Origin of the sequence: Arthrobacter nitrophenolicus (assembly GCF_045833485.1) — a bacterium.
Classification (GTDB): Bacteria; Actinomycetota; Actinomycetes; order Actinomycetales; family Micrococcaceae; genus Arthrobacter; species Arthrobacter nitrophenolicus.
In genome coordinates this window covers 539,768-564,537 of the sequence record NZ_CP174504.1, presented here as the reverse complement: position 1 = coordinate 564,537, position 24,770 = coordinate 539,768, and the positions used below count along the sequence as shown (strand labels likewise).

Annotated in this window: 22 protein-coding genes; 13 read left to right on the top strand and 9 right to left on the bottom strand. The window is 67.8% G+C overall.

What is annotated here, in order from left to right; genetic code table 11:
• The first annotated feature begins 15 nt into the window (after nucleotides 1–15).
• The 4 genes from ACJJV6_RS02655 to ACJJV6_RS02640 are packed head-to-tail and all read left to right on the top strand — an operon-like array spanning nucleotide 16 to nucleotide 4,927.
• Nucleotides 16–1,761, top strand: a complete 1,746-nt coding sequence (locus ACJJV6_RS02655) for a nitrite/sulfite reductase (protein ID WP_009358870.1) — start codon at nucleotides 16–18, stop codon at nucleotides 1,759–1,761.
• 56 nt (nucleotides 1,762–1,817) lie between these two features.
• Nucleotides 1,818–2,558: a phosphoadenylyl-sulfate reductase gene (locus ACJJV6_RS02650; RefSeq protein ID WP_052014160.1), complete on the top strand. Its 741-nt coding sequence runs from the start codon at nucleotides 1,818–1,820 to the stop codon at nucleotides 2,556–2,558.
• Nucleotides 2,555–3,523 (top strand): sulfate adenylyltransferase subunit CysD, encoded by a 969-nt coding sequence (cysD, locus tag ACJJV6_RS02645; RefSeq protein ID WP_035753410.1) that lies wholly within the window; start codon nucleotides 2,555–2,557, stop codon nucleotides 3,521–3,523. Before ACJJV6_RS02650 ends, cysD begins: the two co-directional genes overlap by 4 nt.
• Entirely contained in the window at nucleotides 3,524–4,927 is a 1,404-nt protein-coding gene (locus ACJJV6_RS02640) for a sulfate adenylyltransferase subunit 1 (protein WP_009358873.1), read from the top strand.
• Nucleotides 4,928–4,995: 68 nt separating this feature from the next.
• On the opposite strand, the gene ACJJV6_RS02635 is transcribed toward ACJJV6_RS02640, so the two are convergent.
• A complete protein-coding gene (locus tag ACJJV6_RS02635; RefSeq protein WP_407709880.1) occupies nucleotides 4,996–5,436 on the bottom strand; it encodes an SRPBCC family protein in 441 nt (146 codons plus the stop codon).
• A 74-nt stretch (nucleotides 5,437–5,510) separates the two neighbouring features.
• Between ACJJV6_RS02635 and ACJJV6_RS02630 the strand changes: the two genes are divergently transcribed.
• The 7 genes from ACJJV6_RS02630 (at nucleotide 5,511) to ACJJV6_RS02600 (ending at nucleotide 13,182) form a co-directional block, all read left to right on the top strand.
• The gene (locus tag ACJJV6_RS02630) at nucleotides 5,511–6,677 is read left to right on the top strand and encodes an RtcB family protein (RefSeq protein WP_407709879.1); all 1,167 of its coding nucleotides are present in this window, start codon (nucleotides 5,511–5,513) and stop codon (nucleotides 6,675–6,677) included.
• Between the two features lie 130 nt (nucleotides 6,678–6,807).
• Nucleotides 6,808–7,935: an ABC transporter substrate-binding protein gene (locus tag ACJJV6_RS02625; protein ID WP_407710457.1), complete on the top strand. Its 1,128-nt coding sequence runs from the start codon at nucleotides 6,808–6,810 to the stop codon at nucleotides 7,933–7,935.
• 26 nt (nucleotides 7,936–7,961) lie between these two features.
• Nucleotides 7,962–8,687: an ABC transporter ATP-binding protein gene (locus ACJJV6_RS02620; RefSeq protein WP_009358877.1), complete on the top strand. Its 726-nt coding sequence runs from the start codon at nucleotides 7,962–7,964 to the stop codon at nucleotides 8,685–8,687.
• The gene (locus ACJJV6_RS02615; protein ID WP_035753414.1) at nucleotides 8,677–9,633 is read left to right on the top strand and encodes an ABC transporter permease; all 957 of its coding nucleotides are present in this window, start codon (nucleotides 8,677–8,679) and stop codon (nucleotides 9,631–9,633) included. The genes ACJJV6_RS02620 and ACJJV6_RS02615 overlap by 11 nt, the downstream gene beginning before the upstream one ends.
• Before the next feature lie 135 nt (nucleotides 9,634–9,768).
• Nucleotides 9,769–10,227: a hypothetical protein gene (locus tag ACJJV6_RS02610; RefSeq protein ID WP_407709878.1), complete on the top strand. Its 459-nt coding sequence runs from the start codon at nucleotides 9,769–9,771 to the stop codon at nucleotides 10,225–10,227.
• Between the two features lie 207 nt (nucleotides 10,228–10,434).
• A complete protein-coding gene (cobA, locus tag ACJJV6_RS02605; protein ID WP_407709877.1) occupies nucleotides 10,435–11,694 on the top strand; it encodes a uroporphyrinogen-III C-methyltransferase in 1,260 nt (419 codons plus the stop codon).
• A gap of 21 nt (nucleotides 11,695–11,715) precedes the next feature.
• A complete protein-coding gene (locus ACJJV6_RS02600) occupies nucleotides 11,716–13,182 on the top strand; it encodes an FAD-dependent oxidoreductase (protein ID WP_407709876.1) in 1,467 nt (488 codons plus the stop codon).
• A gap of 78 nt (nucleotides 13,183–13,260) precedes the next feature.
• On the opposite strand, the gene ACJJV6_RS02595 is transcribed toward ACJJV6_RS02600, so the two are convergent.
• The 3 genes from ACJJV6_RS02595 to ACJJV6_RS02585 are packed head-to-tail and all read right to left on the bottom strand — an operon-like array spanning nucleotide 13,261 to nucleotide 15,637.
• Nucleotides 13,261–14,487, bottom strand: a complete 1,227-nt coding sequence (locus tag ACJJV6_RS02595) for an SRPBCC family protein (protein WP_407709875.1) — start codon at nucleotides 14,485–14,487, stop codon at nucleotides 13,261–13,263.
• Between the two features lie 28 nt (nucleotides 14,488–14,515).
• A complete protein-coding gene (locus tag ACJJV6_RS02590; protein WP_407709874.1) occupies nucleotides 14,516–15,343 on the bottom strand; it encodes a DUF1206 domain-containing protein in 828 nt (275 codons plus the stop codon).
• Nucleotides 15,344–15,346: 3 nt separating this feature from the next.
• Nucleotides 15,347–15,637, bottom strand: a complete 291-nt coding sequence (locus ACJJV6_RS02585; RefSeq protein WP_009357191.1) for a hypothetical protein — start codon at nucleotides 15,635–15,637, stop codon at nucleotides 15,347–15,349.
• Between the two features lie 156 nt (nucleotides 15,638–15,793).
• On the opposite strand from ACJJV6_RS02585, the gene ACJJV6_RS02580 reads away from it, so the two are divergent.
• On the top strand, nucleotides 15,794–16,330 hold the full coding sequence (locus tag ACJJV6_RS02580) for a hypothetical protein (protein ID WP_009357190.1): 537 nt from the start codon (nucleotides 15,794–15,796) through the stop codon (nucleotides 16,328–16,330).
• Between the two features lie 92 nt (nucleotides 16,331–16,422).
• Here ACJJV6_RS02580 and ACJJV6_RS02575 read toward each other — a convergent pair whose 3' ends face one another.
• From ACJJV6_RS02575 to ACJJV6_RS02560, 4 genes are all read right to left on the bottom strand, one after another.
• Nucleotides 16,423–17,478, bottom strand: coding sequence for an IS30 family transposase (locus ACJJV6_RS02575; protein ID WP_152419652.1), 1,056 nt, complete (start codon nucleotides 17,476–17,478; stop codon nucleotides 16,423–16,425).
• Between the two features lie 640 nt (nucleotides 17,479–18,118).
• Complete coding sequence (locus tag ACJJV6_RS02570; protein WP_407709873.1) at nucleotides 18,119–19,372, bottom strand: AI-2E family transporter; 1,254 nt, start codon at nucleotides 19,370–19,372, stop codon at nucleotides 18,119–18,121.
• Nucleotides 19,373–19,457: 85 nt separating this feature from the next.
• A complete protein-coding gene (locus ACJJV6_RS02565) occupies nucleotides 19,458–20,138 on the bottom strand; it encodes a FadR/GntR family transcriptional regulator (protein WP_407709872.1) in 681 nt (226 codons plus the stop codon).
• Nucleotides 20,139–20,144: 6 nt separating this feature from the next.
• On the bottom strand, nucleotides 20,145–21,473 hold the full coding sequence (locus ACJJV6_RS02560; protein WP_407709871.1) for a CynX/NimT family MFS transporter: 1,329 nt from the start codon (nucleotides 21,471–21,473) through the stop codon (nucleotides 20,145–20,147).
• Nucleotides 21,474–21,616: 143 nt separating this feature from the next.
• On the opposite strand from ACJJV6_RS02560, the gene ACJJV6_RS02555 reads away from it, so the two are divergent.
• Nucleotides 21,617–23,215 carry a CYTH and CHAD domain-containing protein gene (locus ACJJV6_RS02555; RefSeq protein ID WP_354175110.1) on the top strand — a complete coding sequence of 533 codons (1,599 nt, stop codon included), beginning with the start codon at nucleotides 21,617–21,619 and terminating at the stop codon, nucleotides 23,213–23,215.
• A gap of 15 nt (nucleotides 23,216–23,230) precedes the next feature.
• Here ACJJV6_RS02555 and ACJJV6_RS02550 read toward each other — a convergent pair whose 3' ends face one another.
• Entirely contained in the window at nucleotides 23,231–24,667 is a 1,437-nt protein-coding gene (locus tag ACJJV6_RS02550) for a PucR family transcriptional regulator (protein WP_009357185.1), read from the bottom strand.
• Nucleotides 24,668–24,770 lie beyond the last annotated feature (103 nt).

Here is a 24,770-nt window from a genome sequence, read left to right as displayed (position 1 = left end):
ACCTACAGTCGATGCATGACTGATACAGCTCTAGCCGGAGCGTCCGCGGACTCCGCTGCCACCAAGCGCCCCGCCCGCCCTGCCCGTCCCGCTGCAAAGCCGCACGGGCAGTGGAAAGTTGACGGCAAAACGCCCCTGAACGCCAACGAAACCTGGAAACAGGAAGACGACGGCCTCAACGTGCGCGAGCGTATCGAGACCATCTACGCCAAGGAAGGCTTCGACGCCATCCCCGGCCAGGACCTGCACGGCCGCTTCCGCTGGTGGGGCCTCTACACCCAGCGCAAGCCCGGGATCGACGGCGGCAAGACCGCAACCCTTGAACCGCACGAGCTTGAAGACAAGTACTTCATGCTCCGTGTGAGGATCGACGGCGGCGCGCTCACCACCGAGCAGCTCCGCGTCATCGGCCAGATCTCCGTGGACTTCGCCCGCGATTCCGCCGACCTCACCGACCGCCAGAACATCCAGCTGCACTGGATCCGCGTGGAGGACATCCCCGAGATCTGGAACCGGCTGGAGGCTGTTGGCCTGTCCACCACCGAGGCCTGCGGCGACGTTCCCCGCGTCATCCTGGGTTCGCCCGTGGCCGGCATCGCCAAGGACGAGATCATCGACCCCACCCCGCTGATCGAGGAGCTGGGGGAGCGGTTCATCGGCAACCCGCTGCTGTCCAACCTGCCGCGCAAGTACAAGTCCGCCATCACGGGCCACCCCAGCCAGGACGTGGTCCACGAGATCAACGACTTCGCGCTGGTGGGCGTCCGCCACCCCGAGCTGGGCGTCGGCTACGACCTGTGGGCCGGCGGCGCGCTGTCCACCAACCCGATGCTCGGCAAGCGCCTGGGTGCCTTCGTGAAGCCCGAGCAGGCCGCCGACGTGTGGCTCGGCGTCACGAGCATCTTCCGTGACTACGGCTACCGGCGCATGCGCACCAAGGCCCGCTTGAAGTTCCTGATGGCCGACTGGGGTCCGGAGAAGTTCCGCCAGATCCTGGAGGACGAATACCTCGGCTACAAGCTGGCCGACGGCCCGGCCGCGCCCAAGCCCACAACCCCCGGCGACCACGTGGGCGTGCACGAGCAGAAGGACGGCAAGTTCTTCATTGGCGCCACCCCGGTGGCCGGCCGCCTGTCCGGCGCTGCGCTGGTCAAGCTCGCGGACACCCTTGAGGCCCGCGGTTCCTACCGGCTGCGCACCACCCCGCACCAGAAGCTCGTTGTCCTGGACGTCGAGAAGGACCACGTGGAGCCGCTGGTGGCCGAGCTGGACGCCCTGGGCCTGTCCGCCCGCCCGTCCGTGTTCCGCCGCGGCACCATCGCCTGCACCGGCATCGAGTACTGCAAGCTGGCCATCGTGGAGACCAAGCACACCGCCGCCACCGCGGTTGCCGAGCTGGAACGCCGCCTCGCGGACCTCGCCGAGTCCGGTGAACTGCCGCAGGCACTGTCCCTGCACATCAACGGCTGCCCCAACTCCTGCGCCCGCATCCAGACGGCGGACATCGGCCTCAAGGGCATGATGCTTCCCACGCCCGACGGCGATCCCTCCCCGGGCTTCCAGGTCCACCTGGGCGGCGGGCTGGCCAACAACAACCGCGAGGAAGCCGGCCTGGGCCGGACCGTCCGCGGCCTGAAGGTGTACGTCGACGACCTGCCGGACTACGTGGAGCGCGTTGTCCGCACGTTCGTGGCCCAGCGCTCCGAAGGACAGACCTTCGCAGAGTGGGCCCACGCAGCAGACGAGGAGGCACTGCAGTGAGCAAGCATGCACTTGGCGTGGACCCGGTGGCCGCGCCTGCCGAAGCGGAAGCGGCGGTGGTTGAGCTTGTCGAAACCAAGGCCGCCGAAACCCCGAAACTCCGTTCCAAGGAAGAGCTGAAGGCCCTCGCCGAAGCCGGCGCTGCCGAGCTCGGCTGGGACGCCCCCGCCCGCGACGTGATCGCCTGGGTGGAGCGGAACTTCGACCTGCCCGCCGTGGCCGTCGCCTGCTCCATGGCCGACGCCGTCCTGCCCGCCCTCGTCGCGGACCAGATGCCCGGCGTCGACGTCCTGTTCCTGGAAACCGGCTACCACTTCCCGGAAACCTACGCCACGCGCGACGAGGTGGCAGCGAACCTCCGCGTCAACGTGGTGGACGTCCTCCCGGAGAACACCGTGGAGCAGCAGGACCGCCTCCTGGGCAAGGACCTGTTCGCCCGCGACGCGGCCCAGTGCTGCGCTCTCCGCAAGGTGGCCCCGCTGCAGCGCACCCTGGCCAAGTACGAGCTCTGGTTCACCGGCGTCCGCCGCGACGAGGCCCCCACCCGCACCAACACCCCGCTGGTGACCTGGGATGAGAAGAACGGCCTGGTCAAGGTCAACCCGATGGCCGCCTGGACGTTCGACCAGCTGGTCCAGTACTCCGACGACAACCTCCTGCCCGTCAACCCGCTCCTGTCCCAGGGCTACCCGTCCATCGGATGCCAGCCCTGCACCCGCAAGGTGGCTCCCGGCGAGGACCCCCGCGCCGGCCGCTGGGCAGGAACCAACAAGACAGAATGCGGACTACACGTATGAGCACTTCTAATGACACTTTGGTTTCGACAGGCTCAACCGACGCTCCGGTGATTGAGCCTGTCGAAATCCCCACGCGCCTCTCCAGCCTGGACACCCTCGAATCCGAGGCCATCCACATCATCCGCGAGGTTGTTGCCGAGTTCGAGAAGCCCGCGCTGCTGTTCTCCGGCGGCAAGGACTCCGTGGTGATGCTGCACCTGGCCACCAAGGCATTCTGGCCCGGCAAGGTTCCGTTCCCCGTGCTGCACGTGGATACCGGGCACAACTTCCCCGAGGTCATCGATTTCCGCGACCGCACCGTGGAGCGCCTGGGCCTGAAGCTCGTGGTGGGTTCCGTGCAGGAGTTCATTGACCGCGGCGAACTGGCGGAGCGCGCCGACGGCACCCGCAACCCGCTGCAGACCGTTCCGCTGCTGGACGCGATCCAGCAGAACAAGTTCGACGCCGTCTTCGGCGGCGGCCGCCGTGACGAGGACAAGGCCCGCGCCAAGGAGCGCATCCTGAGCCTCCGTGATGAGTTCGGCCAGTGGGACCCGCGCAACCAGCGCCCCGAACTGTGGAACCTGTACAACGGCCGCCACACCGTAGGCCAGCACGTCCGTGCGTTCCCCATCAGCAACTGGACCGAGCTGGACATCTGGCGCTACATCGAGCGTGAGAACATCGAGCTTCCCGGCCTGTACTACGCCCACGAGCGCGAGGTCTTCGCCCGCGACGGCATGTGGCGCGCAGTGGGCGAGGTGTCCCAGCCGCTGCCGCACGAGGAAGTCATCACCAAGACCGTCCGCTACCGCACGGTGGGCGACATGTCCTGCACCGGAGCCGTCGAGTCCAACGCCTTCACTGTGGGCGACGTCGTGGTCGAAGTCGCCGCATCCACCCTGACCGAACGTGGCGCCACCCGCGCAGATGACCGCATCTCCGAGGCAGCCATGGAAGACCGCAAGAAGGACGGGTACTTCTAAATGAGCACCGACACCCTGGCTGCCGACCTCGAAACGGCCCTGCCCACCACGCTCTTCCGGTTCGCCACCGCGGGATCGGTCGACGACGGCAAGTCCACCCTGGTGGGCCGCCTCCTGCACGATTCCAAGGCCATCCTGGCTGACCAGCTCGACGCCGTTGCCCGCACCTCCGCGGACCGCGGCTTCGGCGGGGATAAGGGCGGCATCGATCTGGCGCTGCTGACCGACGGCCTGCGCGCCGAGCGCGAGCAGGGCATCACCATCGACGTGGCATACCGCTACTTCGCCACCGACCGCCGCAGCTTCATCCTGGCCGACTGCCCCGGGCACGTGCAGTACACCAAGAACACGGTGACCGGTGCGTCCACCGCGGATGCCGTCGTCGTACTTATTGACGCCCGGAAGGGCGTCCTGGAGCAGACCCGCCGGCACCTGTCCGTGCTGCAGCTGCTGCGCGTGGCACACGTGATCGTGGCCGTGAACAAGATCGACCTGGTGGACTTCAGCGAGTCCGTGTTCCGCGACATTGAAGCGGACGTGCAGCAGGTTGGCCGCGAACTCGGCCTCGGCTCCGACGGAATCAGCGACCTGCTGGTCATCCCCGTGTCCGCCCTCGACGGCGACAACGTGGTGGACCGGTCCGAGCGGACCCCCTGGTACACCGGTCCGGCGCTGCTGGAGGTCCTGGAGACCCTGCCCGCTGCGGACGAACTCGAAAGCCACCTGGAGAGTTTCCGCTTCCCGGTGCAGCTGGTCATCCGGCCGCAGGGCGCCCTGGCTCCCGACGCCGTTGCCGCCGGCCTGGACGTCGAGGCTTACCGCGACTACCGCGCTTACGCGGGCCAGATCACCGAGGGTTCAGTCAAGGTGGGGGACAAGGTTTCCGTGCTGACTCCCGGCCAGGACCCGCGCACCACCACCGTGGTGGGCATCGATTTCGCCGGCTCCTCGCTGGAGGAAGCCGCCGCCCCGCAGTCCGTCGCCATCCGCCTGGCGGAGGAGTTCGACGTCGCCCGCGGTGACACCATCGCTGCCGCAGGAACGGTCCGCGAAGCGTCCGCAGACCTCTACGCAGCGCTGTGCTGGCTGTCCCCGAAGCCGCTCCGCGAGGGTCAGAAGGTGCTGGTCAAGCACGGCACCCGCACGGTCCAGGCACTGGTCCGCAACGTCTCCGGAAAGCTGGATCTCGCGTCCTTCAAGCTGGAGCCGGCATCCACCCTGGAACTGAACGACATCGGCCACGCCCAGCTCCGGCTCGCCGCGCCGTTGCCGCTCGAGAACTACCTGCACCACCGCCGCACCGGTGCGTTCCTGGTGATCGACCCGCTGGACGGCAATACACTGGCCGCCGGCCTGGTCAAGGACCACCCGGGCGACCACGAGGACGAGCGCTACAGCATCTAATGACGCATAACCGGCCACTGCCCGCATAACCGGTGTTGCCCGGCAACTGTTATGCGGTGCCAGGCCGGTTATGCGGATTGCCCTTCGAGGATCGACTTGAGCCGTTCCAGGTCCTTCCGGGTCTCGCGGCGGATCATCGGCTCCATGACCAGCCCGGCCAGCTTGGAGAAGCCGGACGGCTTGCCGGTGTTGCCTAGGGTCATCCGGGTCCCGCCGCCGTGGTCCGTCCATGTGTAGGTGGTCTGCATCGGGAAGGGCCCCTGCGCGGTCCGCATCACCAGCTTCTCGCCGGGGACGTACTCCACGAACTCGTAGGTGTAGTTCAGCTCCCGCCCCAGGAACTTGGCGGTGAACGCCACCCTGGAGCCCGTGCTGATGGGGCCCGCGGTCAGCCGCTGCGACTTATGGATGTTCACGTACCAGCGCGGCGCGTTGTCCGGGTTGGCCGTGTATTCGGCAACTTCGGCGCGCGGCCGGTTGATGACAATCTCGGTCTGGACGTCCACCATGCTGCATCTCCTTCTAACGTGCGGGTTAGCCTAGGACTTACGTTAGTCCTGGGCCGTGCAGTGGGAGGCGGAGCATGGAAACCATCAGCCCGAAGCTTCTGAACTGGGCCTCCATCCTGGACAGCCAAACCCGCGAGCAGGCCGTGAAGACAGCCGGCCTGCCGTTCATCTACCCGCACCTGGCGCTGATGCCCGACGCGCACCTGGGCAAGGGTGCCACCGTTGGTTCGGTCATTCCCACGCTGCGCGCGATCATTCCGGCTGCGGTAGGGGTGGATATCGGCTGCGGCATGATTGCCGTCCGCACCCAGTACTCGGTCAAGGAACTTCCGAAGGACCTCAAACGCATCCGGGAGGACATCGAGGGCGTCATCCCGCTCTCCGCCGGGCACAACAACAAGAAGGTGCTTCCCACTGCGGAACCCCGGATTGCCGAGCTCAAGGGACTGGCTGCGAAGGCCGGCTTCAACCCGGCGCAGTACGTCGAGAAGTGGGAGCTGCAGCTGGGTTCCCTGGGCTCCGGGAACCACTTCATCGAAATCTGTGCCGATGAAAACCAGGACGTCTGGCTGTTCCTTCACTCTGGTTCCCGCGGCATCGGCAACAAGATCGCCCAGCACCACATCGGCGTGGCACAGCATGTCAGCCGGAAGAAGCAGGTCTACCTGCCGGACCCGGACCTCGCGTACCTTGACGAAGGGACACCCCAGTTCGACAGGTACATAGCCGAACTGCGCTGGGCCCAGCACTTCGCGCTCCTGAACCGGGAGGAAATGATGGACCGCGTGAGTGTGCAGTTCGGCCACTGGGTGGGCGGCCGGGTGCAGGAGCGCGAGCGGATCAACTGCCACCACAACTTCACCCGGCAGGAGACGCATTACGGCAAGCCGGTCTGGGTCTCCCGGAAGGGAGCCATCAAGGCCGAGCCCGGCGATCCCGGACTCATTCCCGGATCCATGGGTACGGCGTCGTACGTGGTCGAAGGCCTGGGCAACCCGGCGTCCCTGAACTCGTCCCCGCACGGGGCGGGCCGGGAGTACTCGCGCAACGCCGCCCGCAAGGCATTCACCCTGGCGGAACTCAAGCGGGCCATGCGCGGCATCGAATTCCGCGCGTCGGAGGCATTCATCGATGAAATTCCCGCCGCGTACAAGCCGATTGACCAAGTGATGCAGGACGCCGCGGACCTCGTGACGGTGCGGCACAAGCTGCGGCAGCTGGTCAACGTGAAGGGCAACTGAACCGCGCAATCCCGGTGCCACCGCGTCCGAATGTGACGCTAGATGAACGTGCGTGACCCCCCGTTTAGGCTTCATTGAACGCGAATATGTCACTCCCTATGGTGAAACAATGACTAGTTCCAAGCCCGGGATGACCCGCATCGTGGCAGGCGAAAGCGCGGTACCCAAGCGCAAGCGTGCCATCGAGGCCGCCCTGGCCATCGGACTGGTCCTGCTCATCGCCGTCGGAGCCGTGGTCGCGTCCACCGTTTCGCGCAACACCGAGGCGCAAGCCGTTGCCCCCACCCCCGCAGCCGAACTGAAGCTCGGGTACTTCGGCAACGTCACCCACGCCCCGGCGCTGGTGGGGATCAAAGAAGGCTTCCTCGCCGACTCGCTGGGCAGCACCACCCTGAACACCGAGACTTTCAACGCGGGCCCGGCGGCCATCGAGGCGCTGAACGCCGGTGCCATCGACGCCGCCTACATCGGCCCCAACCCCGCCATCAACTCGTTCGTCAAGAGCCAGGGCGAATCCGTCCGGGTCATCGCCGGGGCCGCGGCAGGCGGCGCCCAGCTGGTGGTCAAGCCGGAGATCACCTCGGCCACCGACCTCAAGGGCAGGACCATCGCGTCCCCGCAGCTTGGCGGCACCCAGGACGTGGCCCTCCGCGCCTGGCTCACCTCCCAAGGCTACAAGACCAACGTGGACGGCAGCGGCGACGTGGCCATCAACCCCACGGACAACGCCCAGACGCTCAAGCTGTTCCAGGACGGAAAGCTCGACGGCGCGTGGCTGCCCGAGCCGTGGGCGTCACGCCTGGTGCTCCAGGCCGGAGCCAAGGTGCTGGTGGACGAGAAGGACCTGTGGGACGGCACCGGGACCGGCAAACCGGGCGAGTTCCCCACCACCATCCTGATCGTGAACCAGAAGTTCGCGGCCGAGCACCCGGACACCGTGAAGGCCCTCCTCGCAGGCCACGCGAAGTCGGTGGCGTGGCTGAACGAAGCCCCCGCGGACCAGAAAGCAGCGGTTATCAACTCAGCGCTGGAGGAATCCGCCGGCGCCGCGCTGGCCGACGACGTCCTGGCCCGGTCCCTGGCCAACATCACCTTCACGCTTGACCCGCTGGCGGGTGCCTACCCCCGGCTCCTGCAGGACGGCGTGGACGCCGGCACCACCAGACAGGCAGAGATCAGCGGGCTTTTCGACCTCCAGGCACTCAATGAAGTCGCCGGCACCAGCAAGATTTCCGCGGCCGGCCTCGGCCAGGACTGACCAACCCACTACCTAAGGACGGCACCATGCCAGTCGTACTGGAACACCTGGGCAAGCGCTTCGGCGACGGCGCCCCGGTACTGGACGACGTCAACGCCAACATCGAAAAGGGCGAGTTCGTTGCCCTCCTCGGTGCCTCCGGCTGCGGCAAGTCCACCCTGCTGAACATCATCGCGGGACTGGAGGCGCCGTCGTCGGGAGCCCTGGAAGTACCCAGCGACGGTGCCGCCTTCATGTTCCAGGACGCAGCACTCTTTCCCTGGCTCACGGCCCGGGAGAACATCGAGCTGGCGCTGAAGCTGCGCGGCGTAGGCAAGGCCGAGCGGCGTGCCAAGGCCCAGGAACTCCTGGAGCTGGTGCACCTCGGCGCCGCGGGCGACAAGCGCCCGCACGAACTGTCCGGCGGCATGCGCCAGCGCGTGTCCCTGGCCCGCTCGCTCGCCCAGGACCGGCAGTTGCTGCTCATGGATGAGCCGTTCGCCGCCCTCGATGCGATCACCCGCGACCTCCTCCATGACGAACTGGAACGCATCTGGAAGGAAACCGGGCGGACCATCGTCTTCGTCACCCACAACGTCCGTGAAGCCGTGCGGCTGGGCCAGCGCGTACTGCTGCTGTCCTCCCGCCCCGGCCGCGTGGTCCAGGAATGGGCCGTCACCGAGGAACACCGAACCGACGCCGGGCTCGCCGGCCAGCTGACCGGGGTCATCACCGCCCGGCTGCGGGAGGAGATTCGCCGCCATGCCAAGTAACCCCACGCCTCTTGCTGAGTCAGAACCGGTGGTTGAGCCTGTCGAAACCCGCGAGCACGTGCATGCCGCTTTGACCCGGACTTCCACCGGGAATGAGGACCTGCGGGAGCTTGAGTCCGGGCTGGACTCGCTGCAGTCCGACGCCGAGCGCAAGCACCGGATCGACTGGAGCCGGATCCTGCTGCCCGTCGCTGCCCTGGTGGTCCTGGTGCTCATCTGGCAGTTCTATGTGTCCCTTGGGGTCAAGCGCCGCGACCTGGTCCCCGGGCCGCTGGACGTTATGGGGCAGATGGGCCTTCTGTGGAATGAAGGCAAGCTGCAGGAGGCCATGTGGACCTCGCTGCAGCGCGGCGTGGTGGGCTTCATCATCTCCGTCGCCATTGCCACACCAGTGGGCCTGCTGCTGGCCCAGGTCGCTCCGCTGCGCCGGGCTTTCGGTCCGCTGATCTCCGGCCTGCAGGTGCTGCCGTCCGTGGCCTGGGTGCCTGCGGCCATCATCTGGTTCGGCCTGACGGACGCCACCGTCTACTTCGTGGTGTTCATGGGCGCCATCCCGTCCATCATCAACGGTCTCATCTCCGGGGTGGACCAGATCCCGCCGCAGTACCGCCGCGTCGGCACCGTCCTGGGAGCGTCACGGCTGCAGATGGCACTGCAGGTCATCCTCCCGGCCGCCCTTCCCGGATACCTCGGCGGGCTGAAACAGGGCTGGGCCTTCTCGTGGCGATCACTCATGGCCGCTGAAATCATCGCCGTGGGCGGCACCATCGGCTTCGGCCTGGGCTCGCTGCTGGACCAGGGCCGCGTGCTGTCCGACATGTCAGTGGTGATGTCCGCGATCCTGCTGATCCTCGGCGTCGGAATCCTCATCGAACTGCTGGTGTTCGCCCCCATCGAGAAGCGGCTCCTGCGCAGCCGCGGCCTCCTCGCCGGCAGCACCCGCTAGTTCTTCCACGCTCCCGCGCGGGGTCAGGTCCTATCCCATTACCGGGGAGGGACCTGACCCCGCATTTTTTATAAGGGGGCAGCCGGGGGACCTTAGTCACTTCTTTATGCAGTGGCCGGGTACCAGCCTGTAGATGTGGGCAGGAACTCCAAGAGCGTGGACCAGGCGACAGCCGCCACTTCGGCCGGCCACGTCATCGCCGTCGTGATCAACGCTGCCCTGCTGTGGGCCATCCACATGTGGCCGGGCTGGCAGACCGTGCCGTTCCTGACTCCCGACACGTCCCGCGTCCTCAGTGCGGTGACCCTGGTGCTGGTCGCAACCATGCTGGCGCACCTGGTCTTCCTCCTGGTCCCGTCCCGCATGGTCAACGCCCTGGGCAACCTGGCCGTCCTGGCCCTCGGCGTGCCCGCGATGGTCCAGCTGTGGGAAGTCTTTCCCTTCGACTTCAGCGGCACCTGGTCCGGCTGGCCCGTCGTCGTACGGACCCTGCTGGTGCTGGGCATCGTGGGCCAGGTCATCGGCTTCATCGTCGGGCTGGTGGCCCTGTTCCGGGCCGTGGCCGGCTTTGGTGCCGAACGCCGCGCGGACTGACCGGTGTCAAGGGTCAAACAGGGGCACTTTGACACGGACACGCCCGGGATTGAGCTGCGGACAAGGGCGGGTGCGTGCCAATGTGCCCCACGGCCGTCGAGGGGAGGCCGACGGCGGCCGGCCGGGTTTGTGACGCAGCGTTACCTTGCGTGAACTGGTGTTGCTCGGCCTTTGTGGGCGATTGTGACGTGGCCCTACCGTTGATTCATGGCAATTCAGGATATCTACCCCACAGCGCTGCGGCTCCTCGGCCGTCCCGTGCTGGTGGTGGGCGGCGGCCCCGTTGCTGCCCGCCGCGCCAAGGGCCTGCTCGACGCCGGCGCCGTGGTCACGGTGGTGGCTCCCGTTGCCTCACCCGCGCTCCAGGACATGGCCGACGCCGGCCTGCTCACCTGGGCGGCGCGCCCGTATGACTCCAAAGACGTCGACGGCGCCTGGTTCGTCCAGACGGCGACCGGCGATTCCGCCGTGGACGCCTTGGTATCTGCCGACGCCGAGGCGCAGCGCATCTGGTGCGTCAACGCCTCCGACCATGAAGCTTCCGCCGCCTGGACGCCCGCCGTAGCCGAAGTGGATGACGTCAAGATCGCCGTGAACGCCGGGGGAGACCCGCGCCGGGCCATGGCCGTCCGCGACGCCGTGGCCACGGCCCTTGAAACCGGTGACCTTCCGCTGCGCCGCCGCCGTCCCGCCGCCACCGGCTCGGTAGCCCTCGTGGGCGGCGGCCCCGGCGACACCGGCCTCATCACCGTCCGCGGCCGCCGGCTCCTGGGCCAGGCCGATGTAGTGGTTGCCGACCGCCTCGGCCCCCGCGAATTCCTCAACGAACTGGCCCCCGACGTCCGCGTCATCGAGGTCGGCAAGACGCCCGGCCACCACCCTGTGCCGCAGGCCGAGATCAACCGGATCCTCGTGGACGAGGCCCTGCAGGGCCACCGCGTGGTCCGGCTCAAGGGCGGTGACCCGTACGTCCTGGGCCGCGGCGGCGAGGAAGCCGAGTACTGCCGGCAGCACGGCGTCGAGGTGGAGGTCGTTTCCGGCGTCACCTCCGCGATCTCGGTTCCGGCTGCCGCAGGCATCCCGGTCACGCACCGGGGCCTCGCCAAGGGCTTCAGCGTGGTCACCGGCCACGAGGAACTGTCAGAGGTTCCGGCCCGCGCAGACCACACCATCGTCCTGCTCATGGGCGTCGGCCAGCTCCGCGAATCGGCGTCCGCGCTGGGCGAAGCCGGCCTGCCCGCCGGCACCCCGGTTGGTATTGTGGAGAACGGATACCTGCCGGACCAGCGCGTGACGATTGGCACGCTTGGTTCCATCGCTGACCAGGCCGAGGCCGCCGGCGTCGCGAATCCCGCAGTGATTGTCATCGGTGACGTGGTGCGCGTGAGCCCGTTCGCGCCGTCGCACTTCAAAACCGCTGACTACAGCACCACCACCCCGAACAAGCCCCGAGTCCTCACCTCCTAGCCGAACAAAAGGAACACAGCCGTGTCATCAAGCACCTCCGTAGGTTCTGCCGAACGTCCGCTGCGCGTTGCCGTCGTGGGCTCCGGCCCCGCCGGCGTCTACGCCGCGGACATCCTCACCAAGAGCGAAGCCGTCAAGAGCGGCGAGCTGACCGTGAGCATCGACCTCTTTGACCGCTACCCGGCACCCTACGGCCTGATCCGCTACGGCGTTGCCCCGGACCACCCCCGCATCAAGGGCATCGTCAACGCCCTGCACAAGGTCCTGGACCGCGGCGACATCCGCTTCTTCGGCAACGTGGACTACGGCACGGACCTCACCATCGAGGACCTGCGCACCCACTACGACGCCGTCATCTTCGCCACCGGCGCCATCAAGGACGCGGACCTGAACATCCCCGGCATCGAGCTGGACGGCTCCTACGGCGGCGCCGACTTCGTCTCCTGGTACGACGGCCACCCGGACGTCCCGCGCGAATGGCCGCTGGACGCCAAGGAGATCGCCGTCATCGGCAACGGCAACGTGGCCCTGGACGTTGCACGAGTCCTGTCCAAGCACGCTGACGACCTGCTCAGCACCGAGATCCCGGACAACGTCTACGCCGGCCTGAAGTCCTCGCCCGTCACCGACGTGCACGTCTTCGGCCGCCGCGGCCCCGCCCAAGTCAAGTTCACCCCGCTGGAGCTGCGCGAGCTGTCCCACTCCAAGGACGTGGACATCATCCTGTACCCGGAGGACTTCGAGTTCGACGAGGAATCGGACCGCCAGATCCAGACCAACAACCAGACCAAGACCATGGTGGGCACGCTCACCAACTGGATCGCCGAGCAGCCCGAGGACCTCTCCGAGCTCAAGGCCTCCCGCCGCCTGCACCTGCACTTCCTGCACAGCCCGGTGGAGATCTACGACGACCCCGAGACGCCGGGCAAGGTTGCCGGCATCAAGTTCGAGCGCACCGAATTGGACGGCAGGGGCAACGCCCGCGGCACCGGCGAGTTCGTCGACTACCCGGTCCAGGCCGTGTACCGCGCCATCGGCTACTTCGGTTCCGCCCTGCCGGAGATCGAGTTCGACCACAAGAAGGGCGTCATCCCGAACGACGGCGGCCGCGTCCTGGACGCCTCCGGCAGCCACGTGCCCGGCGTCTACGCCACCGGCTGGATCAAGCGCGGCCCGGTGGGCCTTATCGGCCACACCAAGGGCGATGCCCTGGAGACCGTGACCTACCTGCTCGAGGACCGCGAGAACCTTCCGGTTGCCAGCGTTCCCGCCGAGGACGCCGTCGTGGACCTCCTGGACGCCCGCGGCGTGAAGTTCACCAGCTGGGAAGGCTGGCTGGCGCTCGACGCCCACGAGCTCGCCCTGGGCGCCGCTGCCACCGAGACCGGCGGCTCGCACGGCGTCGAGGTCAAGCGTGAGCGCATCAAGGTGGTGCCGCGCGAGGACATGGTGGACATCTCCCGCGACGGCGTTGCCGCCCAGGTCTGACACACCACTGAAGCGGGGTCATCCCGCGCCCGGCCCGGAAGGGTTCCGGGCGCGGGATGACCCCGTTTGTTTAAGCCCTTACCGCCCGGCGCCGCCGGCCGCCATCAGCTCAAGGCGGCGGAGGGTTTCGCGGTTCCGGACGCCGATCATGGCATCCCGCAGGAACTTGGGCATCAGCTTGCCGGGTCCCTTGATGGCGTCTTCGACGATAGTCACCTGGCACTGCGCACCCCGGTCCTCGAGGGTGATCACCACCTTGGCCTCACCCATCGGCCAGCCGCGGGCCACCAGTTCCAGCAGCCGGCTGGGCTCGGAGTTCACCACCTTGCTGCTGTCGTTGATCACGAACGGCCAGGCGCCCACTGAGTGGTGGAGCCGCGCGCCGGTCCGGGGCCACGCGTCATCCACGGCCCGGATCCTGGACGCTCCCACCACCCAGCCGGAATACAGCCAGCCGTCGGAGAGGACGCGCCACACGTCGGCTGCGGGGGAGTTAAACAGCTGGGACACGGTGGACATGGTCTTCCTTCCGTAGCGGAGCCGGGTTCGGGGGCGTCCGACGGCGGCCGGCGCCTTCCGCTGGGCGGCGCGGTAGGAATGCTCCCGCAGCCGTCTGGTCCAGGCGTAGGTCTGCGCCCCGGGCGGCACGTTTTCCAGCGGGTTGAAGCGCAGTCCGGTGTCGCCGGGCCGGGTCCCCGCATGGAGCCGGAGCTCGCCGCACTGGCGCCAGCGGCCCAGGGGCCGAGCCCAGAACAGGCCAAGCACCCATTCGCCCGAGGACAGCGACCCCGGCGGAAGGCTGATGGTCCGCAGACCGAGCAGCACCGGCCCTTTCCGTCCCCGGTACGGCATAAGCGTGGTCATGGTGGCGCCGTCAACATCCAGCCGGGGCTGCAGGAAGAACCGGCCTGGGACGCGCCAGCCGGTGGAGGCGAACAGGACATCAGCACTGGCGCTGTCCGGCAACCCGCCAGGCCCTCCACCAGCTGAATGCCTGGCCCGAACCGCCAGCCCCAGGATGTCCGGCAGTGCCTGGGGAAGGCCGACTGACCGGGAGAACCTCGCCTCCACGGTGTCCGTACCCGGCGAATCCAGCCAGTCCAGGCCGCTGGGTTCGATGGGATTCCCGGTCCGGGTCAGCTCCCCGGTGAGGCTCAGCCCCTTCGGGTGGATCGGGCGGTCCGGGCGGACCACCTTGAGCAGCCGGAACAGGCCGGCGAAGGACTGGCCGGCCACATCGGTGACGGCGCCGCCCGGGCCGCGGGCGCCGTCGTCGGCCGTCTGGTCCGTTGTCAGGTGCGTCATGCTTCCTTCCTACCCAAAACCGGGGAAACTACATGCGTCCAAAGCGGGAGCGGATCAGCGCGAAGATGCCGTAGGCGATGAAGCCGGCCCCGATGGCAACCAGGAGGGACGGTCCGAAAGGGTGGTCGCGGAGGGCCTTCAGGCCGCCGTCCAACCCGGTGGATTCCTCGGGACGGTGCTTGGCGGCGGCAATGACGAACAGGAGCCCGGTGAGGTTCAGGGCGATGCCTTTGGCGATGTGCCCCACCACGCCAAGGCTGTCGATCAGCCGGCCGCGGCGCGTCCCGTCAAAGTGGAAGAGCTCCTCCTTGAACCCGCGCCGCGCGCCCTTGAACACGAAGTAGATGCCGATCCCGATGATTGTCAGGCCCAGGGCAACCAGTACCCAAAGGCCCAGCGGATTTGCCATCAGGGAGGCGCTGAAGTCCCTGGCGCTGTCCCCGGAATCACCGCGCATGCCCACGGCGAAGCCGGCAAAGCTCAGCCCCACGCTGCCGTAGGCGATGGCCAGGAAGCCGGAGGAGATCAATTTGGCAAGCCGTTCCTTGCGCGGCTTGCCCCGCATCCGCAGCGTGGCCTCGCTGGCCTGCCACAGGGACAGGCCCGCGCAGGCGGCAACGCAGGCCCACATCACCGCCGGGCCCCAGGGGTTCGCGGCGAGCTGCTCGATGGCGCCGGTGGCGTCCGGCTCGCCCGGCTGCCCGAAGGCCACGGCGACGGCGATGGCCCCGACAATGACATGGAGCACCGCCATGACAGCGAACCCGGCGCGCGCCAGGACATCCAGGGCTTTGTGGTTGGAAGCCTCCTCGACGGCGTCCGCCGCCTGGCTCAGCGTGGATTCCCCGTCCGACATGGGTCAGCCGTTCATGGGCCCTTCGGCACGCAGCTTCTCCGCACCCGGTCCCTCCACGTGGATGGTGCAGCGGACCACCAGCCGGCCGGGGGCGTTGTCCAGCTCCACCAGCGAATCGTCGCCGCTCAACACAGTGAACACTTCCGAACCTGCCACGGCGCTGACGCCCTTGGCTTCCGCCGTCTCGCGGGCGTTGCGCAGCGCCTCGCGCTGGAGCCCGTCCACGTAGGTGCCGTCGTCTTCCCGCGCCGGGTCCCCGAAGGCCCAGCCGAACAATGTTCCTGTGATTCCCATGGCCACGATATTACGCGTTCCTCCGGCTGAAAGACGGGCTTTCGTAACATTAGTAAGTGTGCTTACCATAGGCGGACCATGACCTTGAGGGGACACGGAAATCGAAGTCCGCAACAGCGGCATCCCGAAGCCAGTTCTACGTTAGGAATGCACATCATGGCAGGAAATCTCATTGCCCGTTCGGTACACGATCTGACGGCAGCGGCGTGGTTCGGCGGTTCCCTGATGGGCGCCATCGGCCTGAACGGAGCAGCGGCGGAAGCCAGGGACCCCTCGGAGCGCACCCGGCTCTCCAGCGCCGGCTGGATGAAGTGGGCGCCCATCCAGACGGCGGCGTTCGCCTCGCACCTGGTGGCTGACCTTGCCATCGCCTGGGAGAACAAGGGCCGGATCGCCAAGCAGGAAGGCGTTGCACGGGACACCGTCATCAAGACTGCCGTGACCCTTGTGGGCGCGGCCGTGACCCTGTACTCGGGCATGCTGGGCAAGAAAGTTGAGAAGCTCGCGGACGAGGGGTCAGAGGGTGCAACGGAGCCCCGCCCGGGTGCCTCGGATGAACTGAAGGCGGCCCAGCAGCAGCTCAAGGCGCTCCAGTGGGTCATCCCCGCTTTCGCCGGCCTGGTGGTGGTCCTCGGCGCCAAGCACGGCGAGATGCAGCGTCCCAAGAACGTGTTCGCGGGTCTTCGCTCCTAGCCCGCTTTGGCCGCCCGGGCGGCGGCAAGGCGGCACGTACGACGGCGGTCCGGCACCTGGCGGTTTCAAGGGGTCGTTGCAACACCTGCTGGTTAGGTGGTTAGTAGTAAATCACGTAAACGCTCGGCTGGAGTTTTCCAGCCGAGCGTTTTGCGTGGGCGGCCGTTGAGTTCCTGGGCGACGTGTTCGAGGTCCTCGGGTCCGAAGACAGACAGATCGGTGCCTTTGGGGAAGTACTGGCGCAGCAGGCCGTTGGTGTTCTCGTTCGAGCCGCGTTGCCACGGGCTTGCGGGGTCGCAGAAGTAGACCTGCATGTCGGTGGCGAGAGTGAAGGATTTGTGGGCAGCCATTTCCGATCCCTGGTCCCAGGTCAGGGATCCCCGAAGGTGCGCCGGAAGGGTGGCCATGGTTTTGATGAGGCCGTCACGGACGGTTGAGGCAGAGTGGTCCTTTGGCAGGTGGACGAGCATTAGGTAACGGGTGGTGCGCTCGACCAGGGTCGCGATCGCGGACTGGTTGTGGGCGCCAGTGATGAGGTCCCCCTCCCAATGCCCCGGTATGGCGCGGTCCTCGATCTCGGGCGGACGTTCGGAAATCATGATCATGGGGTCGGTGAACCTGGGAGTGCGCTGATCAGCGGTGGCATGGGGTTTTCGCCGGGTCCGGCCGGTCCGCAGAGCTGCTTGCACCTCACGTTTAAGTCCGCCTCTGGCTTGGAGGTAGAGGGCCTGGTAAATCGTCTCTGGGCTCACGCGCATCTCCGGGTTGTCGGGGAACTCTTCGACCAGCGTGTGGCTGATCTGTTCCGGAGACCAGCGTAGGAGCAGCTTGTCCTTCACGTACTTACGCAGGTCCGACTCGCCCGCGAGTTTGGCTGTCTTGGGCCGGGCCCGCCGGGCAGTTGCCTTCCGATGTGCACCGTGGGGAAGGTAGCCCATCCGCGGATCGGTGTTTCGGGCCAACTCGCGGCTGACTGTTGAGGGCGATCTGCCGAGGGCGTGGGCGATCGCCCGCACCGAGGATCCGGCGGCCTGCAGGTCCCGGATAAGTTCCCGTTCCTTGACGTTGAGGTACCGCGGGTGGATAGGTTTCTCCAGCGCGGCCACCGGGACCTGGACCGTTTCTGTTGTGCCGGCGGCAGAGGTCATAGTGATCACACCACGTTTGTAGTCGACCACCCGGCCATCCGGATAAATGCGTCGTCCGCCGGACTTCCGGATTCCCTGGTCCCACTCCTCAGCGGTCCGTAAATGAATACCAACTGCCGCGGCAGCTTTCCGTCGGCTCACGCCGGCGTTGCGCAGCCGGGAGAACTCGTCCCTTCCAGGGTGTGGACCTGTCCCCGGCTTTCCCTGACCCTTCAGCCCGGCTTTCCGCACCCACGCGGCGCACGTATTGGGATTCAGCCCGAGTTCCTTTGCAGCCTCCGTGGTGCTCTTAAGACGGTCGAACACGGCGAAGAACTGCTCTTTCTGCCTAGCCGTGTACTTCCGGTGCACCGACTGCTTCCGTACTTTGCCCCGGGGCAAACCAGCCTTGCGGATCCATTGGTGACAGGTCATCACATTGAAACCGAGTTCCCTCGCGGCGGCACTGACATTTTGAACCCGATCGAGGGCCGCAAAGAACTGATCCTTCTGCTCCTGCGAATATCTCCGCCGCCCAGCGGGCTTCTCCCTTAAAGACGACACGGTCGTTGCAACTCCCAAAAATTCTGGGTGTTGCAACGACCGCTAGAACCCGCCCCTGGGTGCCGGACCGCCGTCGTGCGTCTGCCTGCGAGGGTTGCTAGATCGGTTTGGTGCCCGCCGCCGGCAGGTCGGGGTTCATGTCCTGCAGGTTCGGGTCCTCGGCCGTCCACACCTGGATGATGGCCCAGATGACGGCGGCCAGCGGGACGGACAGCACTGCACCGACGATGCCGGCGAGGATGGTTCCGGCGGTCAGTGCCATCAGGATGACCAGCGCGTGCAGCTGCAGCGCGTTGCCCATGACGATGGGCTGCAGCAGGTCGCCCTCCAGCTGGTTGACCGCGACCACCACTGCCACCACAATCAGCGCCACCACGGGCCCGTTCGCCACGAGGGCCACCAGGGCGGCCAGGATCCCGGCCACCGTTGCGCCCACCAGGGGAATGAACGCGGTGATGAACACGATGATGGCCAGCGGGAAGGCCAGCGGAACCTGCAGGATCAGCAGTGCGGCGCCGATGGCCACGGCGTCCACGAGGGCCACGATGGCGGTGCCCCGGACGTAGCCGCCCAGGACCTCGAGGGTGCGGCTGCCCACCCGGCGCAGCTTGGCTTCGCGCTGGCCGGTGAAGGGGCGGAGCAGGAAGTTCCAGATCTTGGCGCCGTCCTTGAGGAAGAAGAACAGGATAACCACCATCAGGAGGGTGCCGGCGATGAATTCCGTGACCACGGAAAGCCCGGTGATCGCTCCGGAGCGGACCTGGCTGCTGGTGGCAAACTCGATGAGCCCCTGCCGCGCCTGCTCCAGCTGCTCCTGGTCGATGGGGATGGGGCCGGTGCGGAGGAAGTTCTCCAGTTCGTCCAGCCCGGAGGAAGCCTGGGCTGCCAGTTCACCCCACTGGTTCCGTATTGAGAAGTAGATCACGGTGAAGACCCCGCCCAGCACCAGGAGGAGCCCGATGAAGGCGATGCCGGTGGCCAGCCCGCCCCGCATACCACGGCGCCGGAGCATGTTGACGAACGGGCCGATGGCCGCGGCCAGGATCAGTGCGATCAGCACCGGAATCACCAGGAGCTTGATCTGCATGAGTGCGTAGACGGACACCACTGCCACGGTCAGGATCAGCAGGATCTGGGCGGAGCGGATGCCCACCCGTCCCAGGCCGTCAGCCCAGAGGGCGCCCGCCGGCTTGGTTTCGCGCTGTTTCGCACCGCGCTGCAGGGCTGCTTTTCCAAGGGCCTGGCCCTGCCGCGGTGCACCTTCGGCTGCGGGCACGGGCTCCGTGCCCGGTTTCTGCTCCGGGGGCTCGTTGCCCAGCTCATGTTCGGTCAGGCGTGTTGATCGCGCCATGGGAACTCCTCATCATCGGCGGCGCCCGCCCGCGGGTGCAGGGCAGGGCTTACTACCTACGTCAGATAGTAAGCCTACTGACCGACTAGGCGCCGAGCCACTCTGCGCAGGAGTTCAGGTTTCTGTTGACGGTTGCGACGGCGGCCTCTTCGTCGTGCCGCTCGATGGCCTGCAGCAGGACTTCGTGGCCCTCCAGCGGCAGCCCCTCGAATCCGGGCCGGCCCTGCTGGGTCAGGAGGTCCTGGTGGAGCGCGGGTCCGAAACTGATGTAGAGCTCATGCAGCAGGGGATTGCCGGAGGCCTGCGCCACCCGTTCATGGAAGCCCCAGTCGGCCCGCGCCCAGGTGTCATAGTCTCCGGCGTGCCAGGCCTGGTCCCGGGTGGTGAGCAGCCCGCGCAGGGCCGTGACGTCTTCGGCGGTGGCGTTCCGGGCCGCGAGCCGCGCCGCCTGGGTGTCCAGCCCCAGCCGGACCTCCAGGATGTGCTGCTCGGTGTGGTCCTGGTACATCCGGCGCGCGGCACCGGAGATCTCGCTGGTGGCGCGGACGTAGGTGCCGTCGCCGCGGCGCACTTCCAGCATGCCGCTGTGGGCCAGGGCCTTGATGGCCTCGCGCAGCGTCCCGCGGGAAACCCCCAGCCCGGCGATCAGCTCGGTTTCGGACGGGATGCGCTGGTTCAGCGGCCACTCGCCGGAGTGCACCATGGACCGCAGTTTGGCGGTCACTTCATCGGCCAGCGGCGCGCGGGTGGAGGGGCTCAGTGCCATGGCGTCCTACTTTATCCTTTGCTTGCCGGTCATTGCCGGACCGGTGATGAGGTGCGCCACCACAACCTGGACCAGCGCCAGGGCCAGGAGCAGTGTGAGGGGCAAGGTCCAGCTGCCGGTGGCGCCGTGCAGCAGCCCCATGCCGAAGGGGCCCACGGTCGCCAGCAGGTAGCCGGTGGACTGGGCCAGGGTGGACAGGGCGGTGGTCTCGGCAGTGCTCGAGCCGCTGCGGCTGATCATCACCATCACAAGCGGGAAGATCCCCAGGCCGAAGCCGACCAGGATGGCTGAGACGAAGGCAAGCTGCACTGGCAGCGCGAGGAGGGCCACCAGGCCCAGGACCATGACGATGCTGACCAGGTAGAACGCCGGGCGCAGCATCCTGGGCCGGGATCCGATGGCGATCAGGACCATGCCCGCCGGCACCGAGACGAGCTGCATCAGCCCGAACATCAGGCCGCTGTCCGAGGCGCTGAGGCCCAGCGTGGTGAGCATGTACGGGTACCAGCTCATCAGGGCGTAGGCGAGCAGGGCCTGGAGGGTGAAGATTGCCGTCAGGAGCAGGCCCTTGCGGGTGCGCAGCAGCGGCCACGGTGCCACCCGTCCGCCGGTGGCGCGCCGGTTGTTGCGGTGGGCGTGCAGCGCCACCGGCAGGAAGCCCAGGAAAGCGGCGACGGCGGTGAACCCGATTGCTCCGACGGCGGCGGACGGTGAACCGAGGGACTGGGCCAGCGGGACCACCGCCACGGAGGTCACGGTTGCCCCGGTGGTCATGGTCACCGTGTACAGGCCGGTCATCAGTGAGGTCCGGGAAGCGAAGTGTTCCCGTATGAAGGACGGCATGGCCACGTTGCAGACCGCCAGCCCGGACATGCCGAGCACGCTGCCGGCCAGCAGCATCCCGGTGGCCGGAATGCCCCGCAACAGGAGTCCGCCGGCGAGCATGGCCAGGGCCAGGAGGATGGCCTTCTCCACCCCCAGCCGCCCGGTCAGCCAGGACGTCCCGGCGCCGGCCAGGGCAAAACAGAGCGTGGGGATGGAGGGGATGACGGCCGCCACCAGTGCCCCATATCCGAGTACTGCCTGCAGGTCGTGGAGCAGTGCCGACGCCCCGGTGATGCCCGCACGCAGGTTCAGTCCGATCAGCACCAGCGCGATGACACCGAAGACGACGGCGGAGCGGGGCCGGCCCTGTTCCGCTGGCGCCGGCGATGCCACGGCTGCCGCGGAAACCGCCGTGACCCCCGTGGAAGCAGCAGGCCGGGCAGGGGATTGCGGGGCGGGAGTGGGGCAGGGGGTGGAGGCAAGGGCGGAAGCGGGTGGAGTGGCGGACATATACCCAGCCTAAAGGTTAGACGTTTGATGTCTAGGGTTTTGTGGGCAAGCTCTCCCGGGCTTCCGCCGGCAGGCCATAGACTGCCTAAGCCGGGTGCGGAACCACCCGGACTACGCAATGCAGCGGACGTGGAAGGACGGCTGTGGAGGCTTCCCAGGGACTCGAGGTCGAGAAGAAATACGACGTCGGCAGCGACGCCACGGTGCCGCCGCTGGATGGCCTGCCGGGTGTCGCACGCGTGGGCGAGCCGCAGACGGCCAAGCTGGAAGCCGTGTATTTCGATACCGCAGACCATGCGCTCGCCGCCCGCCGCATCACCCTCCGCCGGCGGACCGGCGGCGGCGATGCGGGCTGGCACCTGAAGCTGCCGCCCGAAGAAGCGGCCGGGACCGGGGATGCCGAACCCCAGCAGCGCCGCGAGGTGCACGCCCCGTTGGGCCAGGCCGGCGTGGTGCCGGACGCCCTCCTTGCCCGTGTCCAGGCATACCTGCGCGGAGCGGAGGTGGTCCCGGTGGCCAGGCTGCGCACCAGGCGGACAACCCACGCCCTCTATGGCGGGGACGGTGTCCATCTTGCCGACCTTGCGGACGACCGGGTCACGGCGGAACGTCTGCCAGGCCCGGACGGCGGCGGGGGCGGGAACAAACAGCAGTGGCGGGAATGGGAGCTGGAACTCGTCAACGGCGACGCCAGCCTTTTCGCCCCCGCCGGGCAGCTGCTTGTGGGGGCCGGAGCCCGCCCGGCGGGCCACGCCTCGAAGCTGGCCAAGGCGCTTGGCGCGCCGGCGCTTGGCACACCGGACAGGGACCAGGACGCCGATGCCGCCCCCGACGAAGCCATCCCCGCCCTGCCGGCCGGCAAGAAGTCGCCGGCTGCCGCCGTCGTCACCGTTTATGCCGCCGCCCAGATCAAGGAACTCCTGGACCAGGACGCTGCCATCAGGCTCGAAGAGCCGGAGGCAGTCCATGACATGCGCTCGGCTACCCGCCGGCTCCGCTCCGTCCTGGCCGCCTACCGCAAGCTGTACAGGGCCGTGCCGGTGCGCCGGTTGCGGGATGAGCTCAAATGGCTGGGCCAGCTCCTCGGCGAGCCGCGGGACGCCGAGGTACTGCTGGCCCGGCTCCGCGGACACCTTGACGACCTGGGGCAGGGGCCGGGCCCGGACGCCGCCCGGGACCGGTTGGAGCGCCAGGCCGGCGCCACGTACGACGCCGGCTACCGGCGGCTCCAGGAAGCCATGCGCACCGAGCGCTACTTCCGGCTGCTGGACAGCCTGGAGGAGTTCCGCGACAACCCGCCCGTCCGCACGGAAACCGTGCCGCCGGGACGCCGCGTGGCGGCCAAGGCGGTGGACAAGGCGGCGAAAAGGCTCCGGCGCTCGCACCGCGCGGCCTCCCACGCCCGCCGCGGCATTGACCATGAAAACGCCCTCCACCGGGTGCGCAAGGATGCCAAGAAGCTCCGGCACGTGGCGGAGTCGGCCGCCCTCATCAAAGGGAAGCGGGCCAACAAGGTGGCGAAGGCGGCCCACCGGCAACAGAAGATCCTGGGCGATTACCACGACGCCGTGATGGCCCGCGACCTGCTGGCGGGCATGGCCTCGGACCGGGACCGGGCAGCCGTCAGCGAGGCGTACGCAGCCCTGCTGCAGCGGCAGGAGGAACTCATGTCCGCCGCCCAGGCCAAGTACCGGAAGGCCCGCAAGAAGTCCCGGGACCTGCTCCGCCGCGGGGTCATCTGAGGGTCGGGGCGGGGGCTACTTGCCCTGCCGCGCGGACAGCCGGGCCACCGCCAGCGCCAGCCACAGCTGCACCCGGTCCGGGGTCACCGCGGGGTCGTATCCGGTCAGCTCGGTGATCTGCGCCAGCCGGTACCGGACCGTGTTGCGGTGCAGCGTCAACTGCTCGGCCACGGCGGCCACCGAACCGTTGTTGTTCAGGTAGCTTTCCAGCGTGGTCATCAGCTCCGCGCCGTGGGCGGCGTCGAACGCCCGGAGCGGGTTCAGGGACTCATGCGCCATGTCCGCCAGCGGCACATCCTCGCTGGCCAGGAGCAGCGACGTCAGGCTCAGCCGTTCCGGCTCATTGACCGGCAGGCCGTGGCTTGCCGCGTCCCGCGCCTCGAAATAGCTCCAGCGCAGTCCGTTGGGTTTCGTGTAAGCCCCGCCGATGCCGATGGTGGCGTGGATGCCCGCCTCCGCCAGGTGGTCGCTGAGCTTCCGCGCCAAAGCGGGCGCCGCCCCGCCGTCGTCATTCACTACCAGCACCAAATCCTTGCCCACGACGGCGGCAACCGAGTTTTCGAGCTCGCGCGGCACTGCGGTGCTGCCCAGGGCTTTGTTGTGCGCGGCGGAGACAGCCAGCAGCACCACGTTCTTCCGGGTGCTGTTGATGCCCACGCCGGCAAGGCGGCGCTGGGCTTCGCTTGTCTCCAGGGCGCCGTGGATGACGTCCTCAAGCACCTGGCCGCAGAGGGCGCGCTGGGCCTGGCGCTGCTTGACCATGTTGTTCAGCTCCACGCTGATCAGGTTCTGGGCATAGCCGATGATGCCGGAGTCCTCGAACGGCTGCCGGACCCAGAGGGTGCATGCATCCCGCCGGCCGGTGGGGATCGGATAGGTGGACCAGGAATCCGCGGACGGGGCTGCGCTGCTGCTGTTGTACAGCTGCGCCGTGAACTGGGTCAGCGCGATGTCGGTGCGTAGCATGCTGCCGAGCTGCTTGAGGAGTTCGGCCAGCCCGCCGCCGGTCAGCAGGGCGCGGGCCAGGACCTGGTGGCCCGCGATGAGGCGCTCCAGCTTGGCGTAGTGGTCCGCGGACTGGGCATCGGCCACCAGTTTGGTGATGGCGATGAAGGGCGTCTCGTAGGGGACTTCCACCACGGGCAGGGCCCACCGGTTGGCCTCGGCCAGCAACGCAGGCGGCACCGCCTCATGCGACAGCCCGACGCCGAACCCGATCCCCACTGCGCCCGCCCGCTGCACCTGGCGGACAAAACGCCGCTGCTCAGGCGCGGACTTCAGCCGCAGGCCCGTGGTCAGGATCAGCTCGCCGCCGTTGAGGAACCGCTGCGGATCCTCCAGCTCCGTGACGGCCACCCAGTTGATGTCCTGATGCCAGGTGGTCTCGGCGACCCCCACCTTGGACAGCTTGAGGGAGTTCACGCCCAGCAGGGCAGCGAGGGAAATGGCCATGGATCAAGGATAAACGGGCGCTGGACAACCGCACTAAACACCGCGCGGAAGGGTGTGCAGGTGGCTATTCACTGCAATGGGGCGCTGGCATAGGCTCAAACCA